Source organism: Minwuia sp. (assembly GCF_048263705.1).
Classification (GTDB): domain Bacteria; phylum Pseudomonadota; class Alphaproteobacteria; order Minwuiales; family Minwuiaceae; genus Minwuia.
This window is the reverse complement of the sequence record NZ_JBLXDV010000003.1, coordinates 312019-326454: the sequence shown is the minus strand read 5'-3', so window position 1 is coordinate 326454 and position 14436 is coordinate 312019. Positions and strand designations below refer to the sequence as shown.

The following is a 14436-nucleotide window of genomic DNA, read 5'->3' as shown; positions in this document are numbered from 1 at the left end:
AGAGAATCGATACGCCGGGGGGCAGGTCCATGGCCGCAGATTCACTCAGATCGACGGTAAGCGCCGCAGATGCACTGCAACTGCCGGCCAGTGAAATGGTCGAGGCCATCGCCGCCAATCCGGACCTGTCTTCGGATGAAGCCGTGCGGGCGCGGCACAAGGCGCTGCAGGATCGCTCCAGCGTGTGCAGCTACTGCGGCGTCGGCTGTCCCTACAGCGTGGAACCGGATGCGAAAGGCGTGGACCGCGTGGTGCCCATGTCGCCGCTGGGTCTGTGCGTGAAGGGCAAGACATCCCTGATGACCGGTTCTGACGGTGAACGGGTCAAGCGCATGGCGCGCCGCGGTCTGGCCGATGACCGGATCCGCGCGCCGATGATCCGCGGCCATGATGGCAAGATGAAGGAAGTCTCCTGGGATGAGGCACTGGATCGCGCTGCCTGGTTGTTCCTGCATGCCCGCGAATGGGTCGGGCCTGACGCCTGCGCGATCTATGGCAACGGCCAGAAGACCATCGAGGCGATCTGGATGGCCAGTCTGTACAAGCTGGTGTTCAAGCTGCCGACGATCGGCGCGAATTCTGAACATTGCCTGACCAGTGCGGGCGCGGCCCATGCGTTGAACTTCGGCAACGAGGCAAGTTTCACCTGGCGGCAGTTCGACGAACTGCTGGAATGCGATGTCGCGATCATGCACGGCACCAACCCCTTCGTGACCTTCCCGCAGGCCTACGAGAAGATCAAACGCAACACCCGCGCGGTGAAGGTCGTCATCGATCCGACGACCAGCGACACGGCCAGCGACCTTCTGGAGTCCGATCCGCGCACCCTGCACATCCGCTTTCGGCAGGGCGGCGATGTCATGTTCAATCTGGCGGTGGCGCGCCATGTGCTGGAGCAGGGCTGGCAGGATGACGCCAGCATTGCGGCGCGGATCGACCCCGGGAGCTACGAGACGTTCCGGGATCTGGTCATGCAGGACCGATGCGCACCTGATGCCGTTGCCCGACGGATCGCGCTGCCGGATCAGGATGCTGCCGAACTGGCCGATACCATACGGGCCTATGCCGAACTGATCGCCAGGCCAGTCGACGGTGTGCGGCCCAAGCCCGCCTTCGTTTCCTCAATGGGGATCAACCAGTCGACAGGTTCGGTCGGCTTCTCGACCAACCTCAACCTGTTGCTGTTGACGGGCAATGTCGGACGCCGGGGTGCCGGATCGATGCGCATCGCCGGTCAGTCGAACGCGACCAGCGAACTGATGATGGGTTTCAACGGCCGCAAACTGGTCTTCAATCATGATCCGGCCAATCCCGAACACCGCGCAGCACTGGCGAAGGTGCTTGATTTGCCGGAAGGGAACATTCCGCAGCATGCCGGAACGCCTGTGGCGCAGATGGCGTCGGACGATCATATTTACTGCTTCATCTTCGTCGGCACGCAGATGACCAAGAACATGCCGCGCGTGGGCCACTGGTCGCGCCGCATGGGTCGGGCCTTCAACATCGTCATCGACAGTTTCCTGGGCGAGGGCGTTCTCGACCATGCCGACGTGCTGCTGCCTTCGCTGACCTATGTCGAGAAAACCGGCGTCATCCAGCGCGGTGATCGCACCATGCAGCTGCAGCAGCAGCTTTCGACACCGCCCGAGAAGGCCTGGGCCGACGAACAGATCCTCGCCCGGCTGGCACTGAAGATCGCCGAGCGACTGCGCAATCCGGACACGGCGGCGCTGAACGATCTGGACGCCGATGTCGTGCATCGCACCTTCGCCCGCTATCTGGACAATGAAGAGCGGATCATGCCCGCCAGGGTCTTCGACCATATCGTCGAGACCAGCCGCGAACTGGACATGTACTGCCGGCTGGAAAACCAGGATGGCGAACCGATCAGCCATGACATGCTGCGCAGCAACGCCGGGATGGGCGTCCAATGGGGCGGCAATGGCCGTTACTCGACCGAGGCGGGCAAGGATGCGGAATTCCCCGGCGTGCGACGCACCGATACGAAACTGGCGAAGCTGGTCTGTCCGCCGGACGACTTCATGGCGAAGCTGGAAGCACCCCTGCCGCCGGGTACGCTGTCGCTGATTTCCGGTCGTGGCCGTCCTGGCCGACAGGCGATAAGGGGCAGGGGACGCTACAATTCCGGCATCAAGACCCTGCCGATCTATGGCCTCGATCCGGAAGATCATTTTGTCGAGATCCATCCTGATGAGGCCGCCGAACGTGGCCTGTCGGAAGGCGACGCGGTGCAGATGATCGCCGGCCATGGTGCCGTGATCGCCAACGTGGCCCTGAACGATCGCATCGCGCGGGGAACAGCCTTCATCGATTTCGTGCCGGGCGAGGTCAATCGCCTGACCGACTACAAGGACGCGGACGCGCACACCCATCAGAGCCTGATCAAGCGTACGCCGGTGACGCTGAACGGCCTTCGTCCGATGGAGGAAGCGCTCTGGACTGCACCCGATGCGGAGGTCCTGATGCGCGCAACCGATCTGGTCCATGCCGAATACCGACGCGTCTATCCTGAAGACACCGACTGGGTGGATACCCAGCGCGGCGACGCGCGCCACGAGATCAACTGGCTGTTCTCCGACCAGCTGCGCGATCCGAAGACCGATGCGGACCGTGCCCTGAGCGAAGCCGTCGGCGCGCTGACGGCGTTCTTCCAGCGCTATTCATCCAGTGACGGCTACAAGGCCGCTGCCGGTGACATCCTGCGTGGGCTGGATGACGGGCAGCGAGACCGCTTCCTGCGGGTCTTCCTGCCGCTGTTGCGACGTCTCGACTATCAGTCGGTGATGCACATGATACTTGCCGACTTTGTCGGCCCGGTGAAGGTCGTCGATGCGGATGGTGTGATCGAGGAACTGGATCTGCTGACGGCGCACAAGAGTGCTGTGCTGGAGTTCAAGGAAGAGATCGTCGCGATCCAGTTGTTCGTCGCTGCCAAGCGCGGCATCGACTTGCTGTTCGGAGAGGGTGCCGTGATCGCGCGCGACGACCTGGCGTTCGTCAGCGGCGTTGCCATCCCATGCGCGGGTGACGTGCCGGCGCATTTCCTGGGTATCTCGCCTGCCGATATTGGATCGGCGCTGCTGGTGCATTCGCGCGCCATCGGCAACAGCGCGCTTCTGATGGTGGACCGCAAGACCAATCGGGCGGTGCGGATCAATGTCGTCACCGGGGTTCTGCCGAAGGACAAGGAACTGACGCAGTTGCGCGGCAAGGTGATCAACCGCAAGCGGGCTGCGACCGCGCATGATCATTGCCGCTTCTTCGACCGGCTGGGCGAGCTGATCGTCGATTATGTCCGGACCGGCGACGAGAACTTCGAGATTTCGGGGCCTGTGGACCTGGACTGGGACGAATACCGCAAGAAGCTCTCGTTCTCGCCGGCCAACAAGTCCGGCTTCGTGAAATATCTGGTCCACCAGCGGATTTCGAAACATCTGGCCGACGCCTTCGTCGGTCTCGGGATTCTCGATGAGACCAAGGACATGGCTGCGCTTGAAGCGATCCGTACGTGCGAGGATACCGATACGCCACCGCCTGCAGCCTTCAACGACGAGAAACTCTATGAAGGCACCCTGCAGGAACGTGTGGATCGTGTGGTCGAACAGATCATCGCACCGGTGCTGGCCAACGATGGCGGACGTCTGGATGTGCTGGAAATCGACGAGCCTATCGGCGAACTGCGCATCCGCTTCGTCGGTTCATGCGCCAACTGCCCGTATTCGCTGTTGTCGATGGAACAGATCGTCAAGCCCACGCTGCTCGCCATTCCGGGAATCCAGCGCGTCGTCCATCGGGCAAAGCCGCGTGACAGGGAAGTTGCCGAACTGAAGGCGCCCGCCGCCTGAGCGGGATCAGGCAGGTTTCAGGACGCCTGCGTCGATCAGTTGCTGGAACATCTCCTGGGTGGTGGTCTTCATGGGGCGATAGGAAAGGCCCAGCTTCTCGACGCTCTTGCTGTTGTCGGCTTTCCAGGGGTAGCCGACATTCCGCGATACCGCCTTGCGGGTCATGTTCTTGTTCACGAACGGTCCCACCAGCCACAGCAGAGGCTTGGGCAGGGCGCGCTTCGGCAGGGGATAATCGTCGCCATACTTCTCGGCGAGCGACTCCCCCAGCTCGATGAAACTGCTGTTGGTGCCGGAAATGATGTGGCGGCCCGATGCCTCGGGGATGAACCCGGCGCGCAGATGCGCTTCGGCGACGTCGCGCACGTCCACTACCCCGATTCCCCAGCGCGGGGCGCCCGCCTTGAAGGTGCCGTCGCCGAACTGTTTCATGACCGAGAAGCTCTCGGAACTCAGATCGACCTTGATGCCCGGCCCCATGATGAAGGACGGATTGATGGTGACCAGCTTCCAGCGGTCCTGCGAACCGGCAATCTTCCAGGCCTCGCGTTCGGCGACCGTCTTCGAATAGCTGTAGGCGCGGTGCTCAAGCGACGAGGTTTCGTTCCAGTCATCCTCGGTGAACCGGCCCTTGTCCTTTTTCTTCAGGTCGATGTTGTCGCCGTAGACGGCGGCACATGAACTGGTCAGCACGACGCGTTCGACACCAGGCGTCTCATTGACCTGTTTCAGCACATTGCGAGTGCCATTCAGCGCGGGATCCACAAGCTCCTTCTGCGCATCGTCGAATTCACTCGTGAACGGCGAGGCGGCGTGAAACACGACGCTGCAGCCCGCCATGGCCTCGGCATAGGAGCCTTCGTCCAGCAGGTCCGCGGCGAAGAAGCGGATCGTGCCATCGCTGGCGTCCGCCAGTTCGGTGAGGTGACGGGTCTTCGAGGTGTCATCCGGACTGCGGATGGCCGCGTGCACGGTCAGGCCCTGATCCAGCAGCGTCTTCGTGATCCAGCTGCCCAGATAGCCGGTGGCACCGGACAGCATGACAGGCCTGCTCGTGTCGATATCCAGCATGTTGTCGATCCCGCTTCCTGAGCTTTCCGTTATCGGACTCTGCATGTGGCTTTTGTCCGCCCCCGATCAAGGCGGCGTCAGGGAAAGTCGGGTTCTCGCAGGTCTTCCGGAGGGAAGAGCTGATCGGTGACGGGCATGTCGACCGGGCGTGTGCCGTATTCGATCCGTTCAGACGGTGGCGACCGGCGTTGCCGGGCTGCCGACAGCGCCCGGCAGGTTCAGCGGCGGTGCGGTCAGCAGGAAGCGATTGCGCCGGTTCTCGCGCAACCAGTTCGCCAGTTCCGACAGGTACCAGAGCTCCGCCAGCGGCAGCCCCAGCTTGAACAGGCAGTGATGGTGCAGCGGCAGCATCGGTCGCGGGCCGTCCTTCGGGCGCGGCGGGATGCCTTCGACGGCGTAATTGTCCGCGATCAGCGCGGCGGCACCGCTGTCGGACACCCACTCCAGCAGGCGTTCGTCGCGACCGTCCAGCACGGCGCAGCTGTTCTCCAGGCGCTCCTTGGACGGCGTGCGGTTCATCGACAGGATCTCGTCGGCAAAGCCGGTACGGAAAACCACCATGTCGCCACGTTCCACCTCGACGCCGTCGGCCTGCATGATCTCGGACAACTGGTCGAACCCGACGTAGGTTCGCGCGCGCCCGACATGCGCTTCCAGGTCGATCAGGACGCCGCGGCCCTGCATCCCGTGCCGTGCGAAGTTCTGGATGCCCAGGCGCTGGGCGGCATTCTGACTGTCTGTGGTTGCCTCACCGTCATAGGAGCGCGGGCCGATCACATGTTCACCGGCGCGATAGCCGTTGAAGTAGACCTTCTCGTCCGTGCCGTCGCTGTCGGCATCGAAGAAGCTGCCGACGTGACTCAACGCATCCCATTGGGTCGAGTACTGCAGGCAGATCGTGACCTGATCATCGCTCACGACATCCGTGTTCTGGCCGTCGAGGCGCTTCAGCGGGAAGTTGATGTAGGGCTGCCCGTCCAGATAGGTGGGCTCCCAGCGCGGCGGATGGCGGCGCACGTTCAGGATGTTACCGCCCGGGTAGTCCAGCGGCAGGCTCAGGCTGAAGGTGCGGCCTTCCTTCACTTCGGCGACACCCTGCAGCACCTTCTCTGGCGTGATCAGGTTGACGCGGCCCAGTTCGTCATCGGCACCGTGCTCGCCCCATTCCGAGCCTTCCGGCCGGTTCTTCCATCGATCCGTCATTCTTATTCCCTCCCCAGGGTGCTTATTGTCCGCGCAGGCGTTCGACGCCCAGATTCGCGGGTCTCAGTCCGTGCGCCAGAATGTCGTCATCGATGGGCCGTCCCGCGATCTGCGAAACGGCGATCCGTGCCATGACGGGTGATGTCTTGATCCCGTATCCGCCCTGACCGACCAGCCAGTAGAGACCTTCGATCCGGTCGTCGAAGCCGTTGACCGGGCTGTGGTCGTCCACGAAACAGCGCAGTCCGGCCCATTTGCTCGCCGGGCGGCGGACCTCAAGCGTGCTGGCGGTTTCGATGCGGTCGATGCAGATGGCGATGTCCAGCTCCTCGGGCTGTGCGTCACAGGGCTCGGACGGCGTCTGGTCCGCCGGGGATGCCAGAATGCGGCCCGCGTCCGGTTTGAAATACCATTGCTCGTCCAGATCGAAGGTCAGGGGCCAGTTCCCCGGGTTCGTGCCGGCGGGCGCGTCGAACGTGATCGCAGTCCTGCGCTTCGGCACGAGGCCCACCGGTGCGGCACCGGCCATCCCGGCGATGACGTCGCCCCATGCGCCGGCTGCATTGATCAGCAACGGGGCTTCGATCTGACCGGCACCTGCGTCGATCGCGAACACGCCGTTGCGGCGCGTGATCGACCGGACCTCCGCGTCGGCGATGATCTGCCCGCCGAGTCCCCGGAAAACCCTGACATATCCCTGCAGCAGGGCGTGGACATCAATGTCCATGGCATCCGGCTCATGGACGCCGCCCGCGACATAGTCCGGGTCCAGGGCAGGGCTGATCTGCAGGCACCTGTCCCGGTCGACCTGTTCGAGCACATCCGGCCGGTTCATCTCGCGCAGGAATTCGCCGACCCGGTGTACCTGATCGTCCCGCGCGATCATCAGCGCGCCGCGCGGACTCAGGAAGGAACGGTCGCAATAGCGCGCGTGGGGTGTCTTCAGGAAGGGGCGGCCAGCCTTCACCATCGCCCGGATCGTCGCGTTGCCATAGACCTCCGTGTACATCGCCGCCGAACGTCCGGTGGTGTGGTAGCCCGGCTGGCTTTCCCGTTCGATCACGGCGATCCGGCTGCCGTCGCCCCGGTCTTCTGCCAGGAAGCACGCCGCAGACAGACCTGCGATGCCGCCTCCGATGATTGCGATGTCAAAGCTGGACATGTTTCCCCCGTTCGCTCGCCCGCACTATGACGGGTGGAGACGCGGTTTCGCAATCGGTCCCGTCAGACCCAGCGTCTGACGCGGGCGCGATACGCATCATACTGCGCACCGAAGAGTGCTTTCATGCGCTTCTCTTCGTCCGGAATGTACCAGCGGTCGGCAATCGCCACGAAAACCGGCACCGCCAGAAAAGGCCCGATCGAGCCCAGATAGATGGCAATCCCGAAAAGAATCACGCTGAAGCCCAGATACATCGGATTGCGGGTGTGCCTGAAAGGACCCTCGTCGACCAGCCTGTCGGGATCGCGGAACGGGATGATATTCGTCTTCAGCCGCTTGAACGTCACCGCCGCCGTGACGTTCAGGGCCAGACCGCCGAGCACGAAAAGGATGCCTGCGTATTTCCAGGGGTAAAGGATGAAGTCGCCGGGCAGCAGGAACCGGTCGAAGGCGATCATCACGATTACGCAGGCTGCGAACAGGTGGGGCGGCAGAAACCATCGCATTGTCGAGAGGCCCCTTTCGTGAACCACTATCCGGGGCATCCTGCCGCAATCCGCGTGCATCGCGATAATGAAATATGTGCGCCGGTGCCTTAAGATGCTCGCACCATATGGGGGAGGATCCGATGAGCGACGAACTGAGCTGGATGAGCGCAGCCGACATGGTGCGCGGTTTCGAGAAGGGCGATTTCACGCCCGTCGAGGCCGCCGAGGCCGTCTACGCCCGGATAGATGCCGTCGACGGGACCCTGAACTGCTTCCGTGAACTGGACCAGGAGCGGGCGCTGAAGGCCGCCGGCGAGTCGGCTGCGCGCTGGAAGGCGGGCGAGCCGCTGTCGCCCATCGATGGCGTGCCGACGTCGATCAAGGACCTGTTCGACATGAAGGATATGGCCAGCCGGAAGGGATCGAAGACCACGGAGCCGGCACCGCTGGATCATGACGCGCCCGCCGTGGCACGGTTGCGCGCCGCCGGGGCGGTCCTGACGGGCAAGACCAACACACCGGAGTTCGGCTGGAAGGGCATCACCGACAGCCCGCTGACCGGCATCACCCGCAACCCCTGGAACACGGACACCACGCCGGGTGGGTCATCCGGCGGTGCGTCGGCGGCCTGTGCAGCGGGCATGGGGCCGCTGCATCTGGGGTCGGACGGCGGCGGCTCAATCCGCATCCCGGCCGCGTTCGCCGGAATCTTCGGTCACAAGCCGCACTTCGGCCGTGTGCCCTACTATCCGCCCAGCCCGATGGGAACCTTGTCTCATGGCGGGCCGATGACGCGTACCGTTTCGGACGCGCTTTCGATGCTGAACGTCATGATGGGCGAAGATGCGACGGACTGGACGACGATCCGCTCGGAACCCATCCAGGGCCGCGCCATTGCTGGCGGGGTCAAGGGCATGAAGATCGCCTACAGCCCGGATCTCGGGTATGCGAAGGTCGATCCCGAAGTGGCGGCGTCCGTCCGTGCGGCAGCGGAGACGCTGGCAGATCTGGGAGCCGAGATCGTCGAGACCGACCCCGGCATGGGCGATCCGGTGGACATCTTCAATCTGCACTGGTGGTCGGGCGCACACGGAGCGTTCCGCAATTTCAGCGATGCCCAGAAGGCGGACCTGGAGCCGGGCCTGCTGGATATCCTGATACAGGCCGAGAAGATTCCGCTGGGCGACTACATGGACGCGACGCGGGAGCGTGCGCTGTACGGCAGCGCCATGAAGCAGTTCATGACCGGATATGATGCCTTGCTGACGCCCGCACTCGCGGTACCGGCGTTTGAAGTCGGACGCCTTGTGCCGGAGGGATGGGACGAGAACAGCACCAATGGCTGGATCGCGTGGACGCCGTTCAGCTATCCCTTCAACCTCACCCAGCAGCCGGCCTGTTCGATCCCGTGCGGGTTCACCGAAGGCGGCCTGCCGGTTGGGTTGCAGATCGTGGGCCGCATGTTCGACGACGTTTCGGTGCTTCGGATTGCATTGGCGTTCGAGGAGGCCAATCCCGTCGCCACATCACGGCGTCCCGGTCTCTGAGCATGAGACGACCGTCCGCTCCAGACGCGGTGCTCACCGTCCGGCAGATGTATGCCGCGGACGCGTTCGCCGTGCGCAACGGCATCCCTGGTGCGCAACTGATGCAGACTGCGGGAGAGCGCACGGCAGACGTCATCCGCCAGCGCTTTGCCAATCAACCGACTGTGGTGCTGTGTGGTCCGGGAAACAACGGCGGTGACGGTTTTGTGGTGGCGCGGCTGCTCTCGGAGGCGGGCTGGCCGGTGCGTCTGGCGCTGCTGGGCGAACCGGAAGGGCTGGACGGCGACGCGGCGATCATGCGTGACCGGTGGCAGGGTGGCATCGAGGCGCTGACCGCCGACTGCATCGGCGATGCGACGCTGGTCGTAGATGCGCTGTTCGGCGCAGGCCTGTCGCGGCCCCTGTCGGGCGCGGCTGCGGAGCTGGCAGCTGTGACGGAGGATCGGACGGTCGTCTCGGTCGATGTGCCGAGCGGCCTGAACGGAGACACCGGGCAACATCGGGGGGCGGTCTTTCAGGCCGATCTGACCGTATCTTTCTTCGCCCGGAAACCGGCCCACCTGCTGATGCCGGGACGCATGCTCTGCGGCGAGACGGTCATTGTCGATATCGGCATCCCCCGGGAAGCGCTTTCGCAGAACGATGTGCGCGTCTGGCGCAACAGTCCGCAATTGTGGGCGGACGCCTTCCCGCAGGCGGACGAAGCGGGTCACAAGTACAGCCGGGGCCACGCCGTCGTTGCCGGCGGCGGCATCTCCGCGTCCGGTGCCGGACGGTTGACGGCAATGGCGGCGCTGCGCGCGGGGGCGGGGCTGGTCACCTGCGCTGTTCCGCCGTCGGCGGCCATCGTCTATGCCAGCCATCTGACCGCCATCATGCTCCGCTCCATCGCGGACCGGGACGCATGGCAGGATATGCTGGCTGATCAGCGTCTCAACGCGATCTGTGCCGGACCGGGAAACGGGACCGGTGAGCGCACCAGGGACTTCGTTCTGGCTGCGCTGTCGACCGGGCGCGCCGTCGTGCTGGATGCCGACGCGCTGACGGTCTTCAAGGATGATCCGGAAGCCCTGTTCTCGGCGATTGCCGGGCCCTGCATCCTCACCCCTCACGCCGGGGAGTTCGCCAGACTGTTCGACACCGACGGCGACAGGCTCTCGATCGCCCGGGCCGCAGCCGCACAGAGCAGCGCGGTCGTGGTGCTGAAGGGGCCCGATACCGTCATCGCGTCACCCGATGGCCTGGCGGCGATCAACGACAATGCACCACCCTGGCTGGCGACGGCCGGGTCGGGCGATGTTCTGGCAGGGATCGCGCTCGGCCTGCTGGCGCAGGGCGTGCCCGCGTTCGAGGCCGCCTGCATGGCGGTCTGGATGCATGGTGCGGCGGCGCGTCACGTCGGCCCGGGATTGATCGCGGAAGATCTGCCGCCAGCTTTGCGGGACGTTATCAAGACACTGACGGCAGTCTGAAGCCGGTTCCGCAGGAGACGACATGGCAACCCCGACACAACGTGGATTTCTGACACAGACACTGGACCGGCTGCGCAACTGGCGGGGCAATACGGTCGGTCCGATCGGCCCGGTGGAGGTGTCTCCCGATCTGCCCGACAGCGAAATTCCGCGCCTGCGCCAGCAGATAGATGCCTGTCTTGCACACAAGGGCGGCGCGGTTTCGGCGCGTTTGCGTGCAGCTGAACTCGGGCGGGCCTATCTGAACCTGAACGCGACGGGGCGCATTCAGTTCTTCAACGTGCTGGCCCGCCACTATGATGTCGATCATGACGAGGTGGCGAAGGCCAGTGCCGCCCTGTCCGCTGCCGAGGGCGAGGACGACCGCCGCCGTGCGAGACGCCGTCTGCGAACCGCGCTGGTTGCGCCGCGCGTGCATCTGCTGACGCAGTTCAACAGCCTGGACCGGGGCGTGAAGTTCCTGGTCGACATGCGCGCGGATCTGCTGGAGGTGCTGCCGGAACATTCCGGCCTCAGGGCGCTGGAGGAAGACCTGCAGCAATTGCTGAGAAGCTGGTTTGACATCGGCTTCCTGGAGATGGCGCAGATTACCTTCAATGCGCCGGCCTCGCTGCTGGAGAAGCTGATCGAGTATGAGGCCGTGCATGAGATCAAGTCCTGGACCGACCTGAAGAACAGGCTCGATTCCGATCGCCGCTGCTTCTCGTTCGTGCATCCCAACATGCCCGAGGAGCCGCTGATCTTCGTCGAGGTCGCCCTGGTCAGCGGCATGGCCGGCAATGTCCAGTCGCTGCTGGATGAGGACGCGCCCCGCGCCGATCCGGAAACGGCCGATACGGCCATTTTCTACTCCATTTCCAACTGCCAGAAGGGCCTGGCCGGCGTCGGCTTCGGCGATTTCCTGATCAAGCGGGTCGTGGACCGATTGAGCCAGCGGCTGCCCAATCTGAAGCACTTCGCCACGCTCTCGCCCATGCCCGGTTTCCGGCGCTGGCTCGATGCGGAGCTGGAGGAGAAGACCGTCATGCTGACCGATGGCGAACAGAAGGCGCTGACTGCGTTGTCGGGTGCCGACAGTGGCGCCGAGGCGCTGAGGGCGATCGTCGATGATCCCGACTGGCCGTCGGACGATGCGAAGGCGGAAGCGGCCAGAATGCCCCTGATGCGGGCCGGTGCCCGCTACCTGGCGGTCGCCAAGGACGATCGCGGCAGGCCCGTCGATCCCGTCGCCAGGTTCCACCTCAACAACGGTGCCCGGATCGAACGGATCAACTGGATGGGCAACCGGTCGGCCGCGGGCATGAAGGCGTCGGCGGGGCTGATGGTCAACTATCTCTACAAGCTCAGCGAGATCGAGCAGAATCACGAGGCCTATCGCGGGACAGGGCAGGTTTTCGTCTCGGCTGAGGTGCGCAAGCTCGCGAAGGAAACGTAGTATTCCAGTATTGGTAAATTATTAACCTCTCGGGCTTTACATGGCAGATGGTTTCTGGAATCTGTGGCGCATTGATCACAGGCAAGTTTCATCCTGGAGGCGAAAGCTGCCATGTTCTTTTCACGCAAGCGCGCGAAGGCCGAGCCCGAATGTGGATCGCGCCACGTCAGGACGATTTCCGGACGTGCGATCGAGAAGGCGGAAGTTATCGAAGTTGCGGTCGACGGGATGGGTATTCCACACGTCCACTACCGCCTGACCCACCTCCACAGCAGCCGTGAAAGCAGCGGCGAGTTGAGGGTTCTGGCGCTGTCGTGTTTCCTGGAGCAGTTCCGCCGGCTCGATCAGGCCGCCTGACCCAAGTCCGCTTCGCACTTCATTTGCATCCTCACCCGCTTGACGGCTCATCGCTGTCCGCGTATGGCTCCGCCGCGGTTAAGGGTCGCCTGCCGCGCCTCACGCATGGCAGGCACCGTGCCGGAATTCGCGGGCGTGGCGGAATTGGTAGACGCGCCAGGTTTAGGTCCTGGTGACGAAAGTCGTGGGGGTTCGAGTCCCTCCGCCCGTACCAGCAGTTCTGGACACCGTGTCCCTCGAACGGGATCACGGTGAACCCGGTTATTCGAATTCGCCGTTCCCCGAACGGCAGTCAGGCCCTGGAACACGGGCGATGTAAGGAAGGAAGTGGCGTCGATGCAGGTCGAACAGCTGGTCTCGGAAGGTCTGAAGCGGGAATACAAGATTGTTGTCACCGCTGACGAGGTTGAAGAAAAAGTCTCCGCAAAGCTCAAGGAGCTGAGCCAGCAGGTTCAGATGAAGGGCTTCCGTCCCGGCAAGGTGCCGCCGAAGCTGATCCGTCAGATGTACGGCAAGAACGTGATGGGCGAGGTTCTGGAAGAGACCATCAATGAAACCAGCCAGAAGGCGCTGGAAGACAATGATGTGCGCCCGGCCGTGCAGCCGTCCATCGAGATCGAGAAATTCGAAGAGGGCGACGCCCTCGAATACAAGATGTCGCTGGAGATCCTGCCGCAGTTCGAGATCACCGATCTCAGCGCGCTGGAAGTCGAGCGTCTGGTCGCTGACGTTGCCGATGAGACGGTCGACGAGGCGCTGGGCCGGCTGGCGCAGGATCAGAAGAACTATGAGAAGATCGAGGAAGACCGGGCCTCCGAAGACGGCGATGCGCTGCTGATCGATTTCCTCGGCAAGGTCGATGGCGAGCCGTTCGAAGGCGGGGCCGGCGAAGGTCATCAGCTGGTTCTGGGATCGAACCAGTTCATTCCCGGTTTCGAGGAACAGCTGGTCGGCAAGAAGGCGGGCGACGAGGTCGAGGTCAAGGTGACGTTCCCGGCTGAGTACGGTGCCGAGAATCTGGCCGGCAAGGACGCGACCTTCGACGTGAAGGTTCACGAGATCCGGGCCGCGAAGGATCCCGAGATCAACGATGAGTTCGCCAAGCAGTTGGGCCTGGAGGATCTCGCCGCCCTGAAGGAAACCATGAAGGGGCGCATCTCGGAGGAGTATGGCGAGATCACGCGCATGCGTCTGAAGCGCGAAGTGCTGGACGCGCTGGCCGAGAAGCACGATTTCGAGGTGCCGCCCGGCATGGTCGAGGCCGAATACGGTCAGATTGTCCGCGAAGCCAAAGGCAACGAGGGCGAAGAGGCGGCCCACGACCATGACCATGACCACGACCATGACCATGACCACGAGCATGAGGAAAAGCCCGTGGACGAAGGTCTGGACGAGGACAAGAAGCAGGAATATCGCGACATCGCCACCCGCCGCGTGCGCCTCGGGCTGGTGCTTGCCGAGATCGGCCGCGAGAACAATCTGGAAGTCAGCCCCGACGAGGTGAATCGCGAGGTCATGAAGATGGCCCGGAACTTCCCCGGACAGGAACGCCAGGTTCTGGAGTTCTATCAGCAGAACCCGCAGGCAATGCAGAACCTGCGCGCGCCGATCTTCGAAGACAAGGTGATCGATTTCATCGCCGAGATGGCCAAGGTCTCCGAACGCTCGGTCAGCCCGGAGGAACTGGCGGCCGACCCGGACGCGGAGACCGAGGAAGCGGCGGAAAGCTGAGCCTGCGCCGTCGGGGCTTTGCGTCGGCGGCGAACAGCGCCATATAGTATGGACCCACCCAGATGGCGGGCGTGATTCACGTCCGCCTTTCCCTTGCCGATCAA

10 protein-coding genes and 1 tRNA gene are annotated in these 14436 nt (G+C 63.7%); 7 read left to right on the top strand and 4 right to left on the bottom strand.

Annotated elements, in window-relative coordinates; genetic code table 11:
- Positions 1-29: 29 nt before the first annotated feature.
- The gene (locus tag ACN0X7_RS06390) at positions 30-3866 is read left to right on the top strand and encodes a molybdopterin-dependent oxidoreductase (RefSeq protein WP_417515283.1); all 3837 of its coding nucleotides are present in this window, start codon (positions 30-32) and stop codon (positions 3864-3866) included.
- A gap of 6 nt (positions 3867-3872) precedes the next feature.
- Here the strand turns inward: ACN0X7_RS06390 and ACN0X7_RS06385 are convergent, their stop codons facing one another.
- The 4 genes from ACN0X7_RS06385 to ACN0X7_RS06370 all read right to left on the bottom strand — a co-directional run bounded on the left by ACN0X7_RS06385 (position 3873) and on the right by ACN0X7_RS06370 (position 7808).
- Positions 3873-4937 (bottom strand): NAD-dependent epimerase/dehydratase family protein, encoded by a 1065-nt coding sequence (locus ACN0X7_RS06385; RefSeq protein ID WP_417515281.1) that lies wholly within the window; start codon positions 4935-4937, stop codon positions 3873-3875.
- A gap of 168 nt (positions 4938-5105) precedes the next feature.
- Positions 5106-6140 carry a cyclase family protein gene (locus ACN0X7_RS06380; protein WP_417515279.1) on the bottom strand — a complete coding sequence of 345 codons (1035 nt, stop codon included), beginning with the start codon at positions 6138-6140 and terminating at the stop codon, positions 5106-5108.
- A gap of 22 nt (positions 6141-6162) precedes the next feature.
- Positions 6163-7302, bottom strand: coding sequence for an NAD(P)/FAD-dependent oxidoreductase (locus tag ACN0X7_RS06375; protein WP_417515277.1), 1140 nt, complete (start codon positions 7300-7302; stop codon positions 6163-6165).
- 62 nt (positions 7303-7364) lie between these two features.
- Positions 7365-7808 carry a methyltransferase family protein gene (locus ACN0X7_RS06370; protein ID WP_417515275.1) on the bottom strand — a complete coding sequence of 148 codons (444 nt, stop codon included), beginning with the start codon at positions 7806-7808 and terminating at the stop codon, positions 7365-7367.
- Positions 7809-7930: 122 nt separating this feature from the next.
- Here ACN0X7_RS06370 and ACN0X7_RS06365 point away from each other — a divergent pair, with 122 nt between their 5' ends.
- The 6 genes from ACN0X7_RS06365 (at position 7931) to tig (ending at position 14332) form a co-directional block, all read left to right on the top strand.
- Positions 7931-9337, top strand: a complete 1407-nt coding sequence (locus ACN0X7_RS06365; protein WP_417515273.1) for an amidase — start codon at positions 7931-7933, stop codon at positions 9335-9337.
- Positions 9338-9339: 2 nt separating this feature from the next.
- A complete protein-coding gene (locus ACN0X7_RS06360; protein WP_417515271.1) occupies positions 9340-10809 on the top strand; it encodes an NAD(P)H-hydrate dehydratase in 1470 nt (489 codons plus the stop codon).
- A gap of 22 nt (positions 10810-10831) precedes the next feature.
- Entirely contained in the window at positions 10832-12244 is a 1413-nt protein-coding gene (locus ACN0X7_RS06355) for a malonyl-CoA decarboxylase domain-containing protein (protein WP_417515269.1), read from the top strand.
- 111 nt (positions 12245-12355) lie between these two features.
- Complete coding sequence (locus tag ACN0X7_RS06350) at positions 12356-12601, top strand: hypothetical protein (protein WP_417515267.1); 246 nt, start codon at positions 12356-12358, stop codon at positions 12599-12601.
- Positions 12602-12730: 129 nt separating this feature from the next.
- A tRNA-Leu gene (locus tag ACN0X7_RS06345) sits at positions 12731-12815 on the top strand.
- Positions 12816-12937: 122 nt separating this feature from the next.
- Positions 12938-14332: a trigger factor gene (gene tig / locus ACN0X7_RS06340; protein WP_417515265.1), complete on the top strand. Its 1395-nt coding sequence runs from the start codon at positions 12938-12940 to the stop codon at positions 14330-14332.
- Positions 14333-14436: the final 104 nt, after the last annotated feature.